The following is a 14,072-nucleotide window of genomic DNA, read 5'->3' on the forward strand; positions in this document are numbered from 1 at the left end:
CCGTCGCGGCCCATACCGGACCGGAACCACACATACGAGGAGCGACTCAGTGGCAACCATCGAGGGAATCGTCGCCCGGGAGATTCTCGACTCGCGGGGCAACCCGACGGTCGAGGTCGAGGTCGGGCTCGACGACGGCACGATCGCCCGCGCCGCGGTGCCGTCCGGCGCCTCCACCGGCGCCTTCGAGGCGATCGAGCTGCGCGACGGTGACGCCGGCCGCTACCAGGGCAAGGGCGTCGAGAAGGCGGTCTCGAACATCGAGGACAAGATCGTCGATCAGCTCATCGGGTACGAGGCCAGCGAGCAGCGGCTGATCGACCAGAAGATGCTGGACATCGACGGCTCCGAGAACAAGGGCGAGCTGGGCGCGAACGCCATCCTGGGCGTCTCCCTGGCCGTGGCCAAGGCGGCGGCCGGCAGCGCCGAGCTGAGCCTCTTCCGCTACCTGGGCGGCCCGAACGCGCACCTGCTGCCGGTGCCGATGATGAACATCCTCAACGGTGGGGCGCACGCCGACTCCAACGTCGACGTCCAGGAGTTCATGGTCCTCCCGATCGGCGCGCCCAGCTTCCGCGAGGCGCTGCGCTCCGGCGCGGAGGTCTACCACGCGCTCAAGAGCGTGCTGAAGAAGAAGGGCCTCTCCACCGGGCTCGGCGACGAGGGCGGCTTCGCCCCGGACCTGCCCACCAACGCCGCCGCGCTGGACCTGATCGCCGAGGCGGTCGAGAAGGCCGGGTACCGGCTGGGCACCGACATCGTCTTCGCCATGGACGTCGCCGCCACCGAGCTCTTCGACAACGGCACGTACACGTTCGAGGGCGCGGCCAAGTCCGCCGAGGAGATGAGCGACTACTACGCCAAGCTCGTCGCCGACTACCCGATCGCCTCGATCGAGGACCCCCTCGCCGAGGACGACTGGAGCGGCTGGGCCACCCTGACCGCCGCTATCGGCGACCGGATCCAGATCGTCGGCGACGACCTGTTCGTCACCAACCCGCAGCGCATCGCCCGGGGCATCGCCGAGAAGTCCGCCAACGCCGTGCTGGTGAAGGTGAACCAGATCGGCTCGCTCACCGAGACCCTCGACGCGGTCGAGCTGGCCCACCGGGCCGGCTTCAAGTGCGTGATGAGCCACCGCTCCGGCGAGACCGAGGACACCACCATCGCCGACCTGGCGGTGGCCACCGGCTGCGGCCAGATCAAGACCGGCGCCCCGGCCCGTTCCGACCGGGTGGCCAAGTACAACCAGCTCCTGCGGATCGAGGAGGAGCTGTCCGACGCGGCGCGGTACGCCGGGGCGGGCGCGTTCCCGCGTTACCGTTCCGCCTGAGACGCCCAGCGAGCCTCGGGGGAGGGGTGTGACGATGCAGCAGCGCCGCACACCGGGTGGTCAGCGTCCCGCCCGCCGGCCGGGTAGCACCGGCCGGCCGGGCGGGGCCCGCGCCCGGGCTTCGGTCCGCGACGGCGTCCGCGCGGAGGCGCGCACCGCCGGCCGGTCGCCCGGCTCGGCCCGCGCCGCCGACCAGGTACGCTCCGCGAACCGTCCCGCCGCAGCCCGGCGCACGGCGGCCGGCGGCAGCGTGAAGCGGCTCTCCGCGCCCCACCCCCGGCGCTTCACCGGGCGGGCCACCGTGCTCTTCGCGGTGCTGATCGCGCTCGCCCTCGCCTACACCTACCCGGTCCGGGTCTACCTCGACCAGCAGGCGGACATCGAGCGGATGGAGGCGTCCCAGGCCGCCCAGCGGCAGTTGATCGCCGAGCGCTCCGTCGAGGCGGCCAAGTGGCAGGACGACGAGTACATCCGCATCCAGGCCCGGGAGCGGTTCTACATGGTCTACCCCGGCGAGGTCCCGGTCATCGTGCTCAACGACCCGGCCGGCGCGGCCCGGGACGCGAGCGGCGGGAAGGCCCCCGCCCGGCCGCAGACCCCCGACCCCTGGTACGACACCCTGTGGTCGAGCGTGCGGGCCGCGAACGCCGACCGCCCCGGCCAGTGAGCGCGGCACCACCAGAGCACCGACGAAAGATGGGCACCGTGACTGTCGTACCCCCGCAGCACCCGGCGGCGGACTCCGTACCCCCGCCGGAGCGGGAACCGGCCACCGAGCGCGACCTGGCCGCGGTGGCCGCCCAGCTCGGACGCACCCCGCGCGGCACCCGGGCGGTGGCCCACCGCTGCCCCTGCGGCCTGCCCGACGTGGTGGAGACGACCCCGCGCCTGACCGACGGGACGCCCTTCCCGACGCTGTTCTACCTGACCTGCCCCCGGGCGACCTCCGCGTGCAGCCGGCTGGAGTCGGCCGGGCTGATGAAGGAGATGGCCGAGCGGCTGGCCACCGACCCGGAGCTGGCCGCCCGGTATCGGGCGGCGCACGAGGACTACCTGGCCCGCCGGGCCGCGATCGGCGAGGTGCCGGAGATCGCCGGCATCTCGGCCGGCGGCATGCCCGGCCGGGTGAAGTGCCTGCACGTGCACCTCGGCCACGCCCTCGGCGCGGGCCCGGGGGTCAACCCGCTCGGCGACGAGACGTTGGCGCTGGTGGAGCAGTGGTGGGCCGCCGGCCCCTGCGTGGACGTGCCGGCGGACGAGTGACCATGCCGGCGTCCGACGAACTCGTGGTGCGCCGCGCCCGCACCTCCGACGTGCGGGGCATCCGGCGGCTGGTGGACACCTACACCGACGGCCGGCGGCTGCTCAGCAAGGCCACCGTCACCCTGTACGAGGACGTGCAGGAGTTCCGGGTGGTGGCCGACGGCGACGGCGCGGTGGTCGGCTGCGGTGCGCTGCACGTGATGTGGGAGGACCTGGCGGAGATCCGCACGGTCGCCGTGGACCCGGCGTACCGGGGCCGGCGGCTCGGCCACCGGATCGTCGGCGAGCTGATCGACGCGGCCCGGGAGATCGGGGTGGCCCGGATCTTCGTGCTCACCTTCGAGACCCGGTTCTTCGCTTCGTTCGGCTTCGCCGAGATCGACGGCGCGCCGGTGCCGCAGCCGGTCTACGAGCAGCTGCTGCGCTCGTACGACGAGGGCGTCGCGGAGTTCCTGGACCTGGAACGGGTCAAGCCCAACACCCTCGGCAACACCCGGATGCTGCTGCGCCTCTGACCGGCGCCACGATTCCCGGCCCGGTGCCCGCCGATCAGTTCCGGCGCGGATGGTCGGTGAAGAGGTCTCAGGTCAGCTCGGTTGCCACGAGATTCGCTCGGGCGCCGGACTTCAGTGTGCGGCCGAGCCGCCGCAGCCAGGTCGCGGAGGCCCCGTCGAGTTCGACGGTGGCCCGCGAGCCCGGGTCGCGAGTGATTTCCGAGATTTCCCCGCCGTTCCTGTAATCCGTGGCGCCGTCACCGACAGGTACCCGCGACAGGGCGATCTGCGGAGGTGAAATGCAAGGACATGAAGAGCGGGTGACCGAGCTGTTCCGCCGACATGCCGACGACATCCATGCGTACGCGACCTGGCGGGTCGGCAGGCAGGATGCCGCGGACGTGGTGGGTGAGGTGTTCCTGGTGGCCTGGCGGTCACTGGAGAAGGCCCGAGCGGGCGAGGAGCGGGCCTGGCTGTTCGGGGTGGCGCGCAGGTTGGTGCTGGCCCGCCACCGGCAAAATGCCGCCGCCACCGCGCTGGACGAGCGGATGGCCGCATCGAGCGTCCCGGAGGCCGGGCCGGATCGGCTCGCCGACGACGTCGCGCTCCGAGACCAGGTGCGGCGGGCACTGGACGCGCTCGTCATGCGGGACCGCGAGGTGCTGGTCACCGCCGCCTGGTTCGACCTGACGCCGGCGGAGGCGGCGCGGGTGCTCGGTGTCTCGCGTCCCACCTACGCGGTCCGGCTGCACCGGGCCCGCAGCCGGTTCCGCACCGCGTACGAGCAGGTGGTCAAGAACGAATATCAGGCCTCGTCGGCCGTCGGCAATCCAGTGACAGTGTGAAGGGGAACACGATGAACATCGATGACGTGGTGCGTCGCGGGCGGCCGGATTCGACCGGGTGGGCGCGCAGCGACGCGGGACGGCGGGCGTTGGACGGGATCGTCACGGGGGCCTCGACCGGGGACCCGGCGGGCCGTACCGTGGCCGGCCGGGCCAGGGCGTCGCGACCGGCGCTGCGCTGGTCCTTCCTCGGTACCGGGCTGGCCGGGGCCGCCGCGGCCGGGGTACTGGCGGTGTCGATCGTCGCGGCGCCGCAGGACGCGCCGAGGGACGTCCCGCCGCTGGCCGGCGGGCAGCCGGGAGCGGTGGACAGCACCAGCGGCGCGACGTCGTTGACGGCCCGGAACATCCTGTTGGCCGCGGCCAACAGGGCGGAGCAGGCACCCGCCGAGACCGGCAGGTACTGGCACGTCAAGACGATCGACGTGTCCGGGCCGGTGCCGGTGGGCACCGGTGCAGGCAGGTACTCGCTGCTCCGGAGCAGCATCAACGAGAGCTGGGACGCCGGTGACCCGCGGGGGGCCAGTTGGAGCGGCTACCGGGATCTCGGGGCACGGCCGCGCGGCGCGGACGACGAGCGGGCCTGGCGCGCGGCCGGTTCCCCGACCAAGTGGAAGGTCGACGTCGACGGCCCCACGAAGCTGGTCCTGTCGACCCGGCCGGGCAAGGGCAGCCTCGACCGGGATCGTGAGGCACCCCGCTACCTGGAGGACATCGGGGCGCTCACGCTGGAGCGGATCCGGCAACTGCCGGATGAGCCGGGCGCGCTGCGCGCGTGGGTGACCGACCGGATCCGGACGGCCGAGGACATGGGGTTCGCTGCCGGCAGCGCCGAAAGCAACAGCCTGCTCTTCGGATTCCTGAGCCGGCTGCTGCTCGACACGCCGGCCCCGCCGAAGGTACGAGCCGCGGCCTTCCGGATCCTCGCCGACATCTCCGGCGTGCGCAGCCTCGGCACCGTCCAGGACGAGCGAGGACGTTCCGGGCAGGGCGTGGAGTTCCGCAGCGGCTCCGTGATTGAGTGGCTGATCGTCGACACGTCGACCCACCGCCTACTCGCCAGCAAGATCGTCTCGCCTTCGAAGGGCGCGCCGTCCGGCGGCAAGGAGCACAGCACCCTGGTGCTGACCGCGCAGTGGTCCGACGCGGCGCCGCAGGCGCCGACCCTGCCGCAGGAGTAGCCACGTCTGACGCACGTCGACGGCCGGCTGCCCCAGGCGGCCGGCCGTCGCCGCTCAGCTCAGGCGGACCTGTGCCGGATCCGCTTCGTCGACCGCCTGCACCGGGTCCCGGATCGACGGGCTTGATCAGACCCGGCATGCTGCCCGGATGAGGATCCTGCGTCCGACGTTCCGAGTGCTCGCGGCGCTGCTGAGCGCCGCCGCCTTGCTCGGTGGGGTACGCCTGCTCGTGCCCGCGACCGCCGGCCCGGACGAGCAGCCACCGGGGGTGGCCCGGCAGTTGACGTTCCTCCGGTCGGCGCTGGACGACGGCGCGGGCGTCGACGCACAGAAGATGTTCCCGGAGGGCTGGTTCTTCGCCCATGTCCTGTACGGGCTCGCCCGGGTGGAGCAGGGCCTGCGGTCTCCGGAGGGGGAGCGGGCGACGGCGCTGCGCGAGTCCCGGTGGGCGCTGGCCCGACTGGAGTCCCCGTCCGGGCGGGAACCGTTCAGCCCCGATCTGACCCCGGCGTACGGGGTCTTCTACCAGGGCTGGACGAACTGGCTGCGCGGCGGCGTGCTCGCCCTGCAACCGGTGGACCGGCGGGATCCGGCCGAGGTGCGGCGGTTCGCCGACGCCGCCGCGGCCCTCGGTGCGGCCTTCGACGCGTCCGCCTCGCCCTACCTGGCGGCGTACCCGGGACAGGCATGGCCGGTGGACTCCACCGTCGCCGTGGCCTCGCTGCGGCTGCACGACACGCTGCTCCCGGCCCGCTTCGAGGGGACGGTGCGGCGGTGGTTGGACGGCGTACGGCAGCGGTTGGACCCCGAGACCGGCCTGCTGCCGCACCGGGTCGAGGTGGCCACGGGGGCCCCGGTGGAGGTGGCCCGGGGTACGTCGCAGAGCGTCGTCCAGCGCTTTCTGGGCGAGATCGATCCCGCCTTCGCCCGCGACCAGTACCTACGGTTCCGGGACCTCTTCGTGGTCTCGCCCCTCGGCCTGGGCCCGGCGGTGCGTGAGTACCCACGGGGGCTGCACGGGTCGGCCGACGTCGACTCCGGCCCGCTGCTGCTCGGCGTGAGCCTCTCCGCCACCGTGGTCACCCTGGGCGCGGCCCAGGTGCAGGGGGACGACGCGCTGGCCGGGGCTCTCGCGACCTACGGTGAGTTCGCCGGCCTGCCGCTGGACACCCCGCGGACCAAGCGGTACGCCCTCGGGGTGCTGCCGGTCGGGGACGCCTTCCTGGCCTGGTCGAAGACCGCCCGCCCGTGGGTGGCCGCCCCGTCCGAACCGCCCCCGGCCACGGTGCGCTGGTGGTGGCGGCTGCCGCTGCTGTCGACACTGCTGCTCGTCGCCCTGCTCGGCTGGCTCCCGGACGTGGTTCGCCGCGCGACCTCGACGCGACGCGTCGCCCGGGTGGGCGGTCCGGCGCCGGGGCGAGGTGGCTCGACCGGCCGGGCCGGTGCGACTGCCGTAGGGTTGCTGCCGTGACGACGCGTGTGGCGGCCATCGACTGCGGGACCAACTCGATCCGACTGCTGGTCGCCGACCTGCCCGAGCTGTCCGCCGGGCCGGAGGCGCCGCTGGTCGACCTCAGCCGCCGGATGGAGATCGTCCGGCTGGGCCAGGGCGTCGACAAGACCGGCCGGCTCGCGCCGGAGGCGATCGAGCGGACCCGGGTGGCCCTGGCCTCGTACGCCGCCGAGATCGAGAAGCTGGGCGCGGAGCGGGTCCGGATGTGCGCCACCTCGGCGTCCCGGGACGCCTCCAACGCCGGGGACTTCCGGGCCATGGTGGAGCAGACCCTCGGCGTCGCCCCCGAGGTGGTCACCGGCGACGAGGAGGCCCGGCTCTCGTTCACCGGGGCGGTGCGCGGCCTGCCCGCCGACGCCCGGCCGCCGTACCTGGTCGTCGACATCGGCGGCGGCTCCACCGAGTTCGTGGTCGGCACCCGTTCCGGCGGCGTCGAGGCGGCGATCTCGGTGGACATCGGCTGCGTCCGGATGACCGAGCGGCACCTGCCCGGCGACCCGCCCGGCGCGGACGAGGTCGCCGCCGCGCAGGCCGACATCACGGCCGCCGTGGATCGCGCGCTGGAGGCGGTGCCGGGGCGGCAGGCCGCCACCCTGGTCGGGCTCGCCGGCTCGGTCACCACCGTCGTGGCCCTCGCCCAGGGCCTGACCGAGTACGACCCGGAGCGCATCCACCACGCCCGGGTCTCGTACGACGCGGTGGCGCGGGTGACCGCCGACCTGCTCGGCAAGACCCGCGAGCAGCGGCTCGCCGACCCGGTGATGCACCCGGGGCGGGCCGACGTGATCGGCGCTGGCGCGCTGGTCCTCCAGGTGATCATGGAGCGCGCCGGGATGTCCTCGGTGGTCGCCTCCGAGCACGACATCCTCGATGGCATCGCCTGGAGCCTGCTGCCCACCGTCGGCTAGCCGATCCCTGGCATCGCCGCTTCTCCGGCCCGACGTCCGGCGGCTGTCGCCAGCGCGATCGGCCGGCTTGACGTCCGGCGGCTGTCGCCAGCGCGATCGGCCGGCCCGACGTCCGGCGGCTGTCGCCAGCGCGATCGGCCGGCTTGACGTCCGGCGGCTGTCGCCAGCGCGATCGGCCGGCCCGTCGCCCAAGATCGTGCTCGATCCGGGATTCAGCCCCCCGCGCGCGCCCGATGCGACGGAGCAACAAGGGCCCCGCCTGGCCCCGTGTCAGTCTGTCGCCAGGTCTGGCCGGTGCTCTTTGATCCACTTCTCGACGTCGGTCTTCTGCCAGACCAACTCCTGGTATGGGTCGGAAAATTTCTTGGAGTTGGTGACAACGCTGACGCGCTGCCGGGACACGTTGCCCTACATCACGCGGATCTCCGCAGCGCCCACCAAGTCGACCCGTTCCATGCCGTGACCGTAGGTCGGCCGCCACCGTTGCCCGTCACCGCATAATCGGCCACCGTGTCCCGCCGCCGCTCCCATCCCACGGAAGCCCCGTCCCGCCGTGCTGGCCCCGCCCCAACCCTGCGGATCCCACCCAACCTAACTCCACATCCCAGGAACTCTGTTCCGCATCTTAGGATGACCGGAGATCTTGGAAGGAAATGGCCCCTCCAGGGGCCATTTCCTTCCAAGATCTCCCGTGCGGTCAGTCGCGGCCCCGGCTTGGTGCCGAAAATGGCGCTCCTGTTCGTGGTGTTGGCATGCGGGATGGGCCTCGGTCTCGCCGGATCTCAGCTATCCCACAGCTCCCGCGAATGCCCCGAGAGTCGCCGCCACGCCGCCCATGCCCTCCCCCGCATCGGGTAGTCCGGCGAATGCTCGCCGGTTTGGTGGGGGACATGCCCGGCGGCCCCATAGGGGCCAAAGGAGGGTAGGCCGACCCGGCAGGGGTCGATGTTGTCATCCTCAGGGGCACGCAACGATCAACTATCTGTTGGCCCGGGGTCTGGCTGGGAGCCGCCGCCGCTCCTCGCACGCCGTGCTGGTCTCCGGTGACCGTCGAGGCCACCGGAGACCAGGAGTCAGCGACTCAGTCGTTGGTAGCGGCGCACCGCCAGCGGAGCGAACGTCGCGATCAGGAGCACCGGCCACGCCGCCGCCAGCAGCATCGCGTGCTCTGCCGGCCACGAGTCGCCACCCAGGCCGGGATTGCCGAACAGTTGGCGGATCGCGGCGACGGTTGCGGACAGCGGGTTCCACTCCGAGATCGCACCGATCCACTGCGGCATCAGCTCGGGCGACACGAAGACGTTGGAGAGCGCGGTGAGCGGAAACGCCGCTGGGAAGACGATCACCCCGACCGTGTCCGGGTTGCGGACCAGCAGCGCCAGGTAGATCCCGATCCAGGTGATCGCGACTCGCAGCAACAGGAGGAGCCCGACGGCGAGCAACGCTCTGCCCACGCCGTCCCGCCACTGCCAGCCGACGAGCATGCCACAGACCAGCAGGGTGGACATCTCCAGCAGGGCGCGCAGCAGATCCGCGGCACTGCGGCCGGTCATCAGGGCGGAACGCGCCATCGGCATCGACCTGAACCGGTCGACAACACCCCGGCTGAGGTCGAACGCCACGCCGGTCGCGGTGGCGCCAAGGCCGTACAGCATCGTCATCACGAAGACCCCGGGCAACAGGAACTCGCGATAGTTGCCGCCACCCGGCACCTGCATTCCGCTGCCGAACACGTATCCGAAGACCAGCACGAACATGATCGGCAGCGAGAAGTAGAGGATCAGCTCCTCCGGCGCGCGGATCACGTGGGTCATGTTCCGCCTGGTCATCGTCCAGCCGTCGGCAATTGCGGAGCGTACCCGCGCCAGCGGTGTCCGTGCGGACATCAGCGGGGCTGGGGCGGTCGTCGTCCCGGGGGATCGGGCTGCGGTCGTCATGCCGCGTCCGCCTTTCGTCCGGCGCCAACGGGCTCGCCGGCTTCTTCGGGTCGGCGTCCGGTCAAGTGCAGGAACGCCTCGTCCAGCGTCGCGCGGCGCAGGCCGATGTCCTCGACCGCGATTCCCGCGTCGTCCAGCGCCCGCACCACGCCGACCAACCCGGCGACCCGGTCGGCTACGGGAGCGCTGAGTCGCCGGGTCTCCGGATCACGCTCGGGTTCCGCGGCACAGATCCGCGCGACGATCCTGCCGGCCGGGCTCAGGTCGGCCGCGTCGCGCACGACCACCTCGATCCGGTCACCGCCGGTCATCGACTTCAGCTCGTCCGGCGTGCCCTCGGCCGCCACCCGCCCGGCGTCGATCACCGCGATCCGGTCGGCGAGCTGATCGGCCTCTTCCAGGTACTGCGTGGTGAGCAGCACCGTGGCCCCGTCCGCCACCAGGGCGCGGACGATGCCCCACACCTGGTTTCGGCTGCGCGGGTCCAGGCCGGTGGTCGGCTCGTCGAGGAAGAGCACGCGCGGCGGGCGGATCAGGCAGGCGGCGAGGTCCAGTCGGCGGCGCATCCCACCCGAATACTCACCGGCGGACCGGCTCGCCGCCTCCTCGAGCCCGAACCGTTCCAGCAGTTCGCCGGCGCGCTGGCGGGCCGCCCGGCGGCCGAGTTTGAACAGCCGGCCGAACAGTTCCAGGTTCTGCCGGCCGCTGAGGGTCTCGTCGACCGCGGCGTACTGCCCGGTCAGCCCGATCCGGGCACGCACCTCGTCCGGCTGACGCACCACGTCGAATCCGGCCACGGTGGCCCGACCGGCATCGAAGCGCAGCAGCGTGGCGAGGATCCGTACGGCGGTGGTCTTCCCGGCGCCGTTCGGTCCCAGCAGCCCGTACACCGTGCCGGTGGGCACGGTGAGGTCAAAATCGTCGAGCGCGCGGGTCGGGCCGTACCGCTTGCCCAGTCCCTCCGCGACCACCTCGAATGTCGTCATGCCCCCACGGTGCGCGTCGGCGCTGACGGCTCACGCACCGTCGGCTGACGGCGGCGTACCGCCCGGTGCGGCCCGGGCCGTGGGGTTCTCCGCCTCGGTGATCTCCTCGAGGACGAGGATGATCTCCGAACGCGTGGCCTCGCCGATGTACCAGCCGGTGAGCCCGCCGGCCAACGCCGCCTCGCACAGCCGCCTGGCCTCGGCGAGATCTCCGCGCAACCGCGCTACCTGGGCGAGGCCGAGGCGAGCGCCGGATATGAACTCCGGTGCGCCGCCGCGCTGCGCGAGGAGCAGTGCACGGGCGAAGTCGTCCTGCGCCGCGGCGAGGTCACCGGCGCGCAGCCTTATCTCGCCCCGGGTACGCAGCATGTCGGCCTCGTCGACGGCCGACCCGAGTTCTTCGGCCAACTCCATGGCCTGGTCCAGGAACGCGCTCGCCGCTCCCGGATCACCCTGCAAGGCGGCGAGTTCGCCGATCGCACCGAATGTGATCATCGACCCCCACCGGTCGCCGATGCTCTGGAAGCCGTCGAGCGCGGTGACCAGCGCGGTCCTCGCCCGGTCCCACTCACCACTCCACATCCGTGCCGAGCCGATTCCCATCGCGCCGAGCGCATTGATCCACGCGTCCGAGCCGACCGCCCGCTGCAGCTCCCGTGTCAATTCGTCGACGTCCTCCGCGACCTCGGTCGGCGGTCCGGTCGAGATCCCGGACAGATAGAGCAGGAAGGGCTGCCGAGGTGGCCGGTCGAGGCTGTGGATCAGGGAGCGCTGCGATCCGAAGGGCGGCGGCGGACGGCCGGAACCGCCGAGCGAGGCGTTGTAGACGCACAGGGCGAACTCCTCGCGCAGATTGGGTGGCGCCTCGGCGCCGAGCACGTCGAGGACTTCGCCGGCCAGTCTGGCCCCTTCGCCGCGCATGCCGCGCAGCCACCAGTAGAACGACAGGGCCGCGACCAGCCCGGCCGCGTCAGGCGCGTCACCGGAGCTGGCGGCGCGACGCAGCGCCGCATGCAGGTTGTCCCGCTCGGCGTCGAGCCGCCGTAGCCACTGCAACTGCTCCGCGCGGCGAAGGTGGCCGTCGGCGGTCCAGGCAAACTCCAAGAAGTACGCGGCGTGCGCGCGGCGCAGCTGGTCGGCCTCACCGGCTTCGGCGAGTCGCTCGGCGCAGAAGGTGCGTACCGTCTCGAGCATCCGGTAGCGGCCGGCACCCAACTCCACGAAGGACTTGTCGGCCAGGCCGGTCAGCGCGTCGACGAACTCGGCGGTAGGCAGGCCACAGACCCGTTCGGCCGTCTCCAACGTGGTACCACCGGCGAACACGGTCAGTCGTCGGGCCAGCTTCCGTTCGGCATCATTGAGCAGGTCCCAGCTCCACTCGACCACCGCGCGGAGCGTCCGGTGCCGCGGCGTCGCCGCCCGGCTGCCCATCGACAGCAGCCGGAACCGATCGTCGAGACGGGCGGCCACCTCGGCGACCGGCAGCGCCCGCAGCCGCGCGGCGGCCAGTTCGATCGCCAGCGGCAGGCCGTCGAGGGCACGGCAGATTCGCAGCACCATCTCGACGTTGGCCGACGTGACCGTGAAGTCGGGCGCGACGTCAGCGGCCCGCTGGGCGAACAGCCTGACCGCGGAGTATTCGTAGGCTTCCACCACCGAAGCGTCGGGCGGGGGCAGGGTGAGCCCGGACACCGGGCACAACGCCTCGCCGGCCAGTCCGAGCGGCTCGCGACTCGTGGTGAGGACGCGTAGCGCCGGACACGCGCTCAGCAACCGGGCGACCAACCGGGCCGTATCGGCGATGACGTGCTCACAGTTGTCGAGCACGAGCAGCAGCCGCCGCTCGGCCAGCGCCGCGACCAGCCGGTCGGTGGAGTCCCGGCCCGGCTCGGCCGGGGCGCGCAGGCCCGCATCGCGCAGGCCCGCATCGCGCAGGCCCGCATCGCGCAGGCCCGCATCGCGCAGGCCCGCATCGCGCAGGCCCGCATCGCGCAGGCCCGCATCGCGCAGGCCCGCATCGCGCAGGCCCGCATCGCGCAGGCCCGCATCGCGCAGGCCCGCATCGCGCAGGCCCGCATCGCGCAGGCCCGCATCGCGCAGGCCCGCATCGCGCAGGCCCGCATCGCGCAGGCCCGCATCGCGCAGGCCCGCATCGCGCAGGCCGAGCGCGCTCAGCACCGCCTGCGGTACGTCCGCACCGTGGGCCAGCGAGGCCAGCTCGACGAGGCGGACCTGGCTGTCTGGACGGCTCGCGGCCTCGATCGCCAACCGTGTCTTGCCCGCTCCCCCGGGGCCGACGAGAGTGATCAGCCTTCGCTCGCCGAGCAACTCGTCTACGCGCTTGAGCTCCTCCTCCCTACCGACGAACGTGGTGAGCTGGCTTGGCAGCCCGGGTTCGGGTTCCTCGTGTGCGGCCGGGCGTTCCTCGCCGCGCAGCACGGCCAGGTGGATCGCGGCCAGCGCGGCCGACGGGTCGACGCCGAGTTCCTCGGCCAGCGTGCGCCGGGCGTCCTCATACTCGGCGAGCGCCTCGGCCGGCCGGCCGGAGGCGGACAGGGCGCGGATGAGCTGGCCCCGCGGCCGATCCCGCAACGGATGTGCGGCGACCAGCTCCCGCAGCTCCGCTACCAGGGCGGCATGCCCGCCCAGCGCCAGCTCCGCCTCGATGCGATCCTCGATGGCGGCCAGCCGCACCTCGTCCAGCCGGGCCGCTTGCGCGGGTGCACCGGCCACGTCGATGACGTCGGCCAGGGCCGGACCGCGCCACAGGTCCAGCGCCTCGCGCAACACGACCGTGGCGCGCAGCCAGTCGCCGTCGGCGAGCGCGCGGCGTCCCGTCTCGGCGAGGCTCTGGAACCGGTACGCGTCGACGTCAGCGGGATCCACGGCGAGGCGATAACCGGCGGGGTGGAACTCGATCGTGTGCTCTGCGGGCAGGGCCTGCCGCAGCCGCGACACCTGGGACTGGAGCGCGTTGGACGCGCCGCGGGGCGGATGCTCGCCGTACAGGCCATCGATCAGACGATCGGCGGACACCACCCGGCCCGCGTCGAGCAGGAGCAGCGCGAGCAGGGCGCGAAGCCGCGGACCGCCCACGGGGATCTCGCGCCCGTCGGCCAGCAGCACCTGAGTCGGACCCAGGACGCAGAAACGCATGGCAGCGATTGTCGCCTACGGCCAGCCTGTTCCTTCCCTGTGATCGGGCCGGGCAACCTGCGGCCTCCGGTGTTTCGTCTGCCCGCCGCCGTCACACGCCGTGCCCGACGTGGAGCAGACGGCTGTTGATCGGGAAAATCCGGTGGCGTGTTCGGGACCGCCCGCCGCCTGCCTTCGATCCCTTCCTTCACCGGCAACGACGCGTTCGACACCCTCCTCGACGGCATCGCCTGGAGCCTGCTGCCACCGCCGGCTAGCCGATCCCCGGCATCGACGCTTCTCCGGCCCGGCCTCCGGCGGCTGTTGCCGGCGTGATCGACCGGCCCGTCGACCAAGATCGTGCTCGATCCGGGATTCAGTGGCCTCCAAGCGCGCCCGATGCCACTGAGTCCGTGTTCGAGCACGATCTTGATCCTGCTCAGGGTCCGGGGCCTCGGTTGGTTCCGGTGTGGTTCG

General features: G+C 72.6%; 12 protein-coding genes. 9 read left to right on the plus strand and 3 right to left on the minus strand.

All coding sequences use genetic code 11. The features are described from left to right. The first annotated feature begins 49 nt into the window (after positions 1–49). The 8 genes from eno to ACQPZO_RS04790 all read left to right on the plus strand — a co-directional run bounded on the left by eno (position 50) and on the right by ACQPZO_RS04790 (position 7,537). Positions 50–1,333, plus strand: coding sequence for a phosphopyruvate hydratase (gene eno, locus ACQPZO_RS04755; protein WP_433347372.1), 1,284 nt, complete (start codon positions 50–52; stop codon positions 1,331–1,333). A 34-nt stretch (positions 1,334–1,367) separates the two neighbouring features. Next, positions 1,368–2,000, plus strand: coding sequence for an FtsB family cell division protein (locus ACQPZO_RS04760; protein ID WP_433350798.1), 633 nt, complete (start codon positions 1,368–1,370; stop codon positions 1,998–2,000). Positions 2,001–2,038: 38 nt separating this feature from the next. Next, the gene (locus tag ACQPZO_RS04765; protein WP_433347374.1) at positions 2,039–2,596 is read left to right on the plus strand and encodes a DUF501 domain-containing protein; all 558 of its coding nucleotides are present in this window, start codon (positions 2,039–2,041) and stop codon (positions 2,594–2,596) included. A gap of 2 nt (positions 2,597–2,598) precedes the next feature. Next, a complete protein-coding gene (locus ACQPZO_RS04770) occupies positions 2,599–3,111 on the plus strand; it encodes an amino-acid N-acetyltransferase (RefSeq protein ID WP_350880852.1) in 513 nt (170 codons plus the stop codon). 299 nt (positions 3,112–3,410) lie between these two features. Continuing rightward, positions 3,411–3,935 (plus strand): RNA polymerase sigma factor, encoded by a 525-nt coding sequence (locus ACQPZO_RS04775; protein WP_433347376.1) that lies wholly within the window; start codon positions 3,411–3,413, stop codon positions 3,933–3,935. An 11-nt stretch (positions 3,936–3,946) separates the two neighbouring features. After that, complete coding sequence (locus ACQPZO_RS04780; protein WP_433347378.1) at positions 3,947–5,116, plus strand: CU044_5270 family protein; 1,170 nt, start codon at positions 3,947–3,949, stop codon at positions 5,114–5,116. A 148-nt stretch (positions 5,117–5,264) separates the two neighbouring features. Further along, a complete protein-coding gene (locus ACQPZO_RS04785) occupies positions 5,265–6,587 on the plus strand; it encodes a hypothetical protein (RefSeq protein WP_433347380.1) in 1,323 nt (440 codons plus the stop codon). An 8-nt stretch (positions 6,588–6,595) separates the two neighbouring features. Beyond that, positions 6,596–7,537, plus strand: coding sequence for an exopolyphosphatase (locus tag ACQPZO_RS04790; protein ID WP_433350800.1), 942 nt, complete (start codon positions 6,596–6,598; stop codon positions 7,535–7,537). A gap of 1,073 nt (positions 7,538–8,610) precedes the next feature. Here the strand turns inward: ACQPZO_RS04790 and ACQPZO_RS04795 are convergent. From ACQPZO_RS04795 to ACQPZO_RS04805, 3 genes are read right to left on the minus strand one after another with little or no spacing between them, the layout of a single operon-like run. Next, a complete protein-coding gene (locus tag ACQPZO_RS04795) occupies positions 8,611–9,423 on the minus strand; it encodes an ABC transporter permease (protein WP_433350802.1) in 813 nt (270 codons plus the stop codon). A 47-nt stretch (positions 9,424–9,470) separates the two neighbouring features. Next, positions 9,471–10,460 (minus strand): ATP-binding cassette domain-containing protein, encoded by a 990-nt coding sequence (locus ACQPZO_RS04800; protein WP_433347382.1) that lies wholly within the window; start codon positions 10,458–10,460, stop codon positions 9,471–9,473. Positions 10,461–10,490: 30 nt separating this feature from the next. Further along, a complete protein-coding gene (locus ACQPZO_RS04805) occupies positions 10,491–13,616 on the minus strand; it encodes a BTAD domain-containing putative transcriptional regulator (RefSeq protein ID WP_433347384.1) in 3,126 nt (1,041 codons plus the stop codon). A 147-nt stretch (positions 13,617–13,763) separates the two neighbouring features. Here ACQPZO_RS04805 and ACQPZO_RS04810 point away from each other — a divergent pair, with 147 nt between their 5' ends. Then, the gene (locus ACQPZO_RS04810; protein WP_433347385.1) at positions 13,764–13,931 is read left to right on the plus strand and encodes a hypothetical protein; all 168 of its coding nucleotides are present in this window, start codon (positions 13,764–13,766) and stop codon (positions 13,929–13,931) included. Positions 13,932–14,072 lie beyond the last annotated feature (141 nt).

Source organism: Micromonospora sp. CA-111912 (assembly GCF_050948415.1).
Taxonomy (GTDB): Bacteria; Actinomycetota; Actinomycetes; order Mycobacteriales; family Micromonosporaceae; genus Micromonospora.

What these genes read in the sequence shown, in the direction of transcription:
- ACQPZO_RS04785 (WP_433347380.1), top strand. Translation starts at nt 5,265, where the DNA reads ATGAGGATCCTGCGTCCGACGTTCCGAGTGCTCGCGGCGCTGCTGAGC.
- ACQPZO_RS04770 (WP_350880852.1), top strand. Translation starts at nt 2,599, where the DNA reads ATGCCGGCGTCCGACGAACTCGTGGTGCGCCGCGCCCGCACCTCCGAC.
- ACQPZO_RS04760 (WP_433350798.1), top strand. Translation starts at nt 1,368, where the DNA reads ATGCAGCAGCGCCGCACACCGGGTGGTCAGCGTCCCGCCCGCCGGCCG.
- ACQPZO_RS04780 (WP_433347378.1), top strand. Translation starts at nt 3,947, where the DNA reads ATGAACATCGATGACGTGGTGCGTCGCGGGCGGCCGGATTCGACCGGG.
- ACQPZO_RS04800 (WP_433347382.1), bottom strand. Translation starts at nt 10,460, where the DNA reads ATGACGACATTCGAGGTGGTCGCGGAGGGACTGGGCAAGCGGTACGGC.
- ACQPZO_RS04805 (WP_433347384.1), bottom strand. Translation starts at nt 13,616, where the DNA reads ATGCGTTTCTGCGTCCTGGGTCCGACTCAGGTGCTGCTGGCCGACGGG.
- ACQPZO_RS04795 (WP_433350802.1), bottom strand. Translation starts at nt 9,423, where the DNA reads ATGTCCGCACGGACACCGCTGGCGCGGGTACGCTCCGCAATTGCCGAC.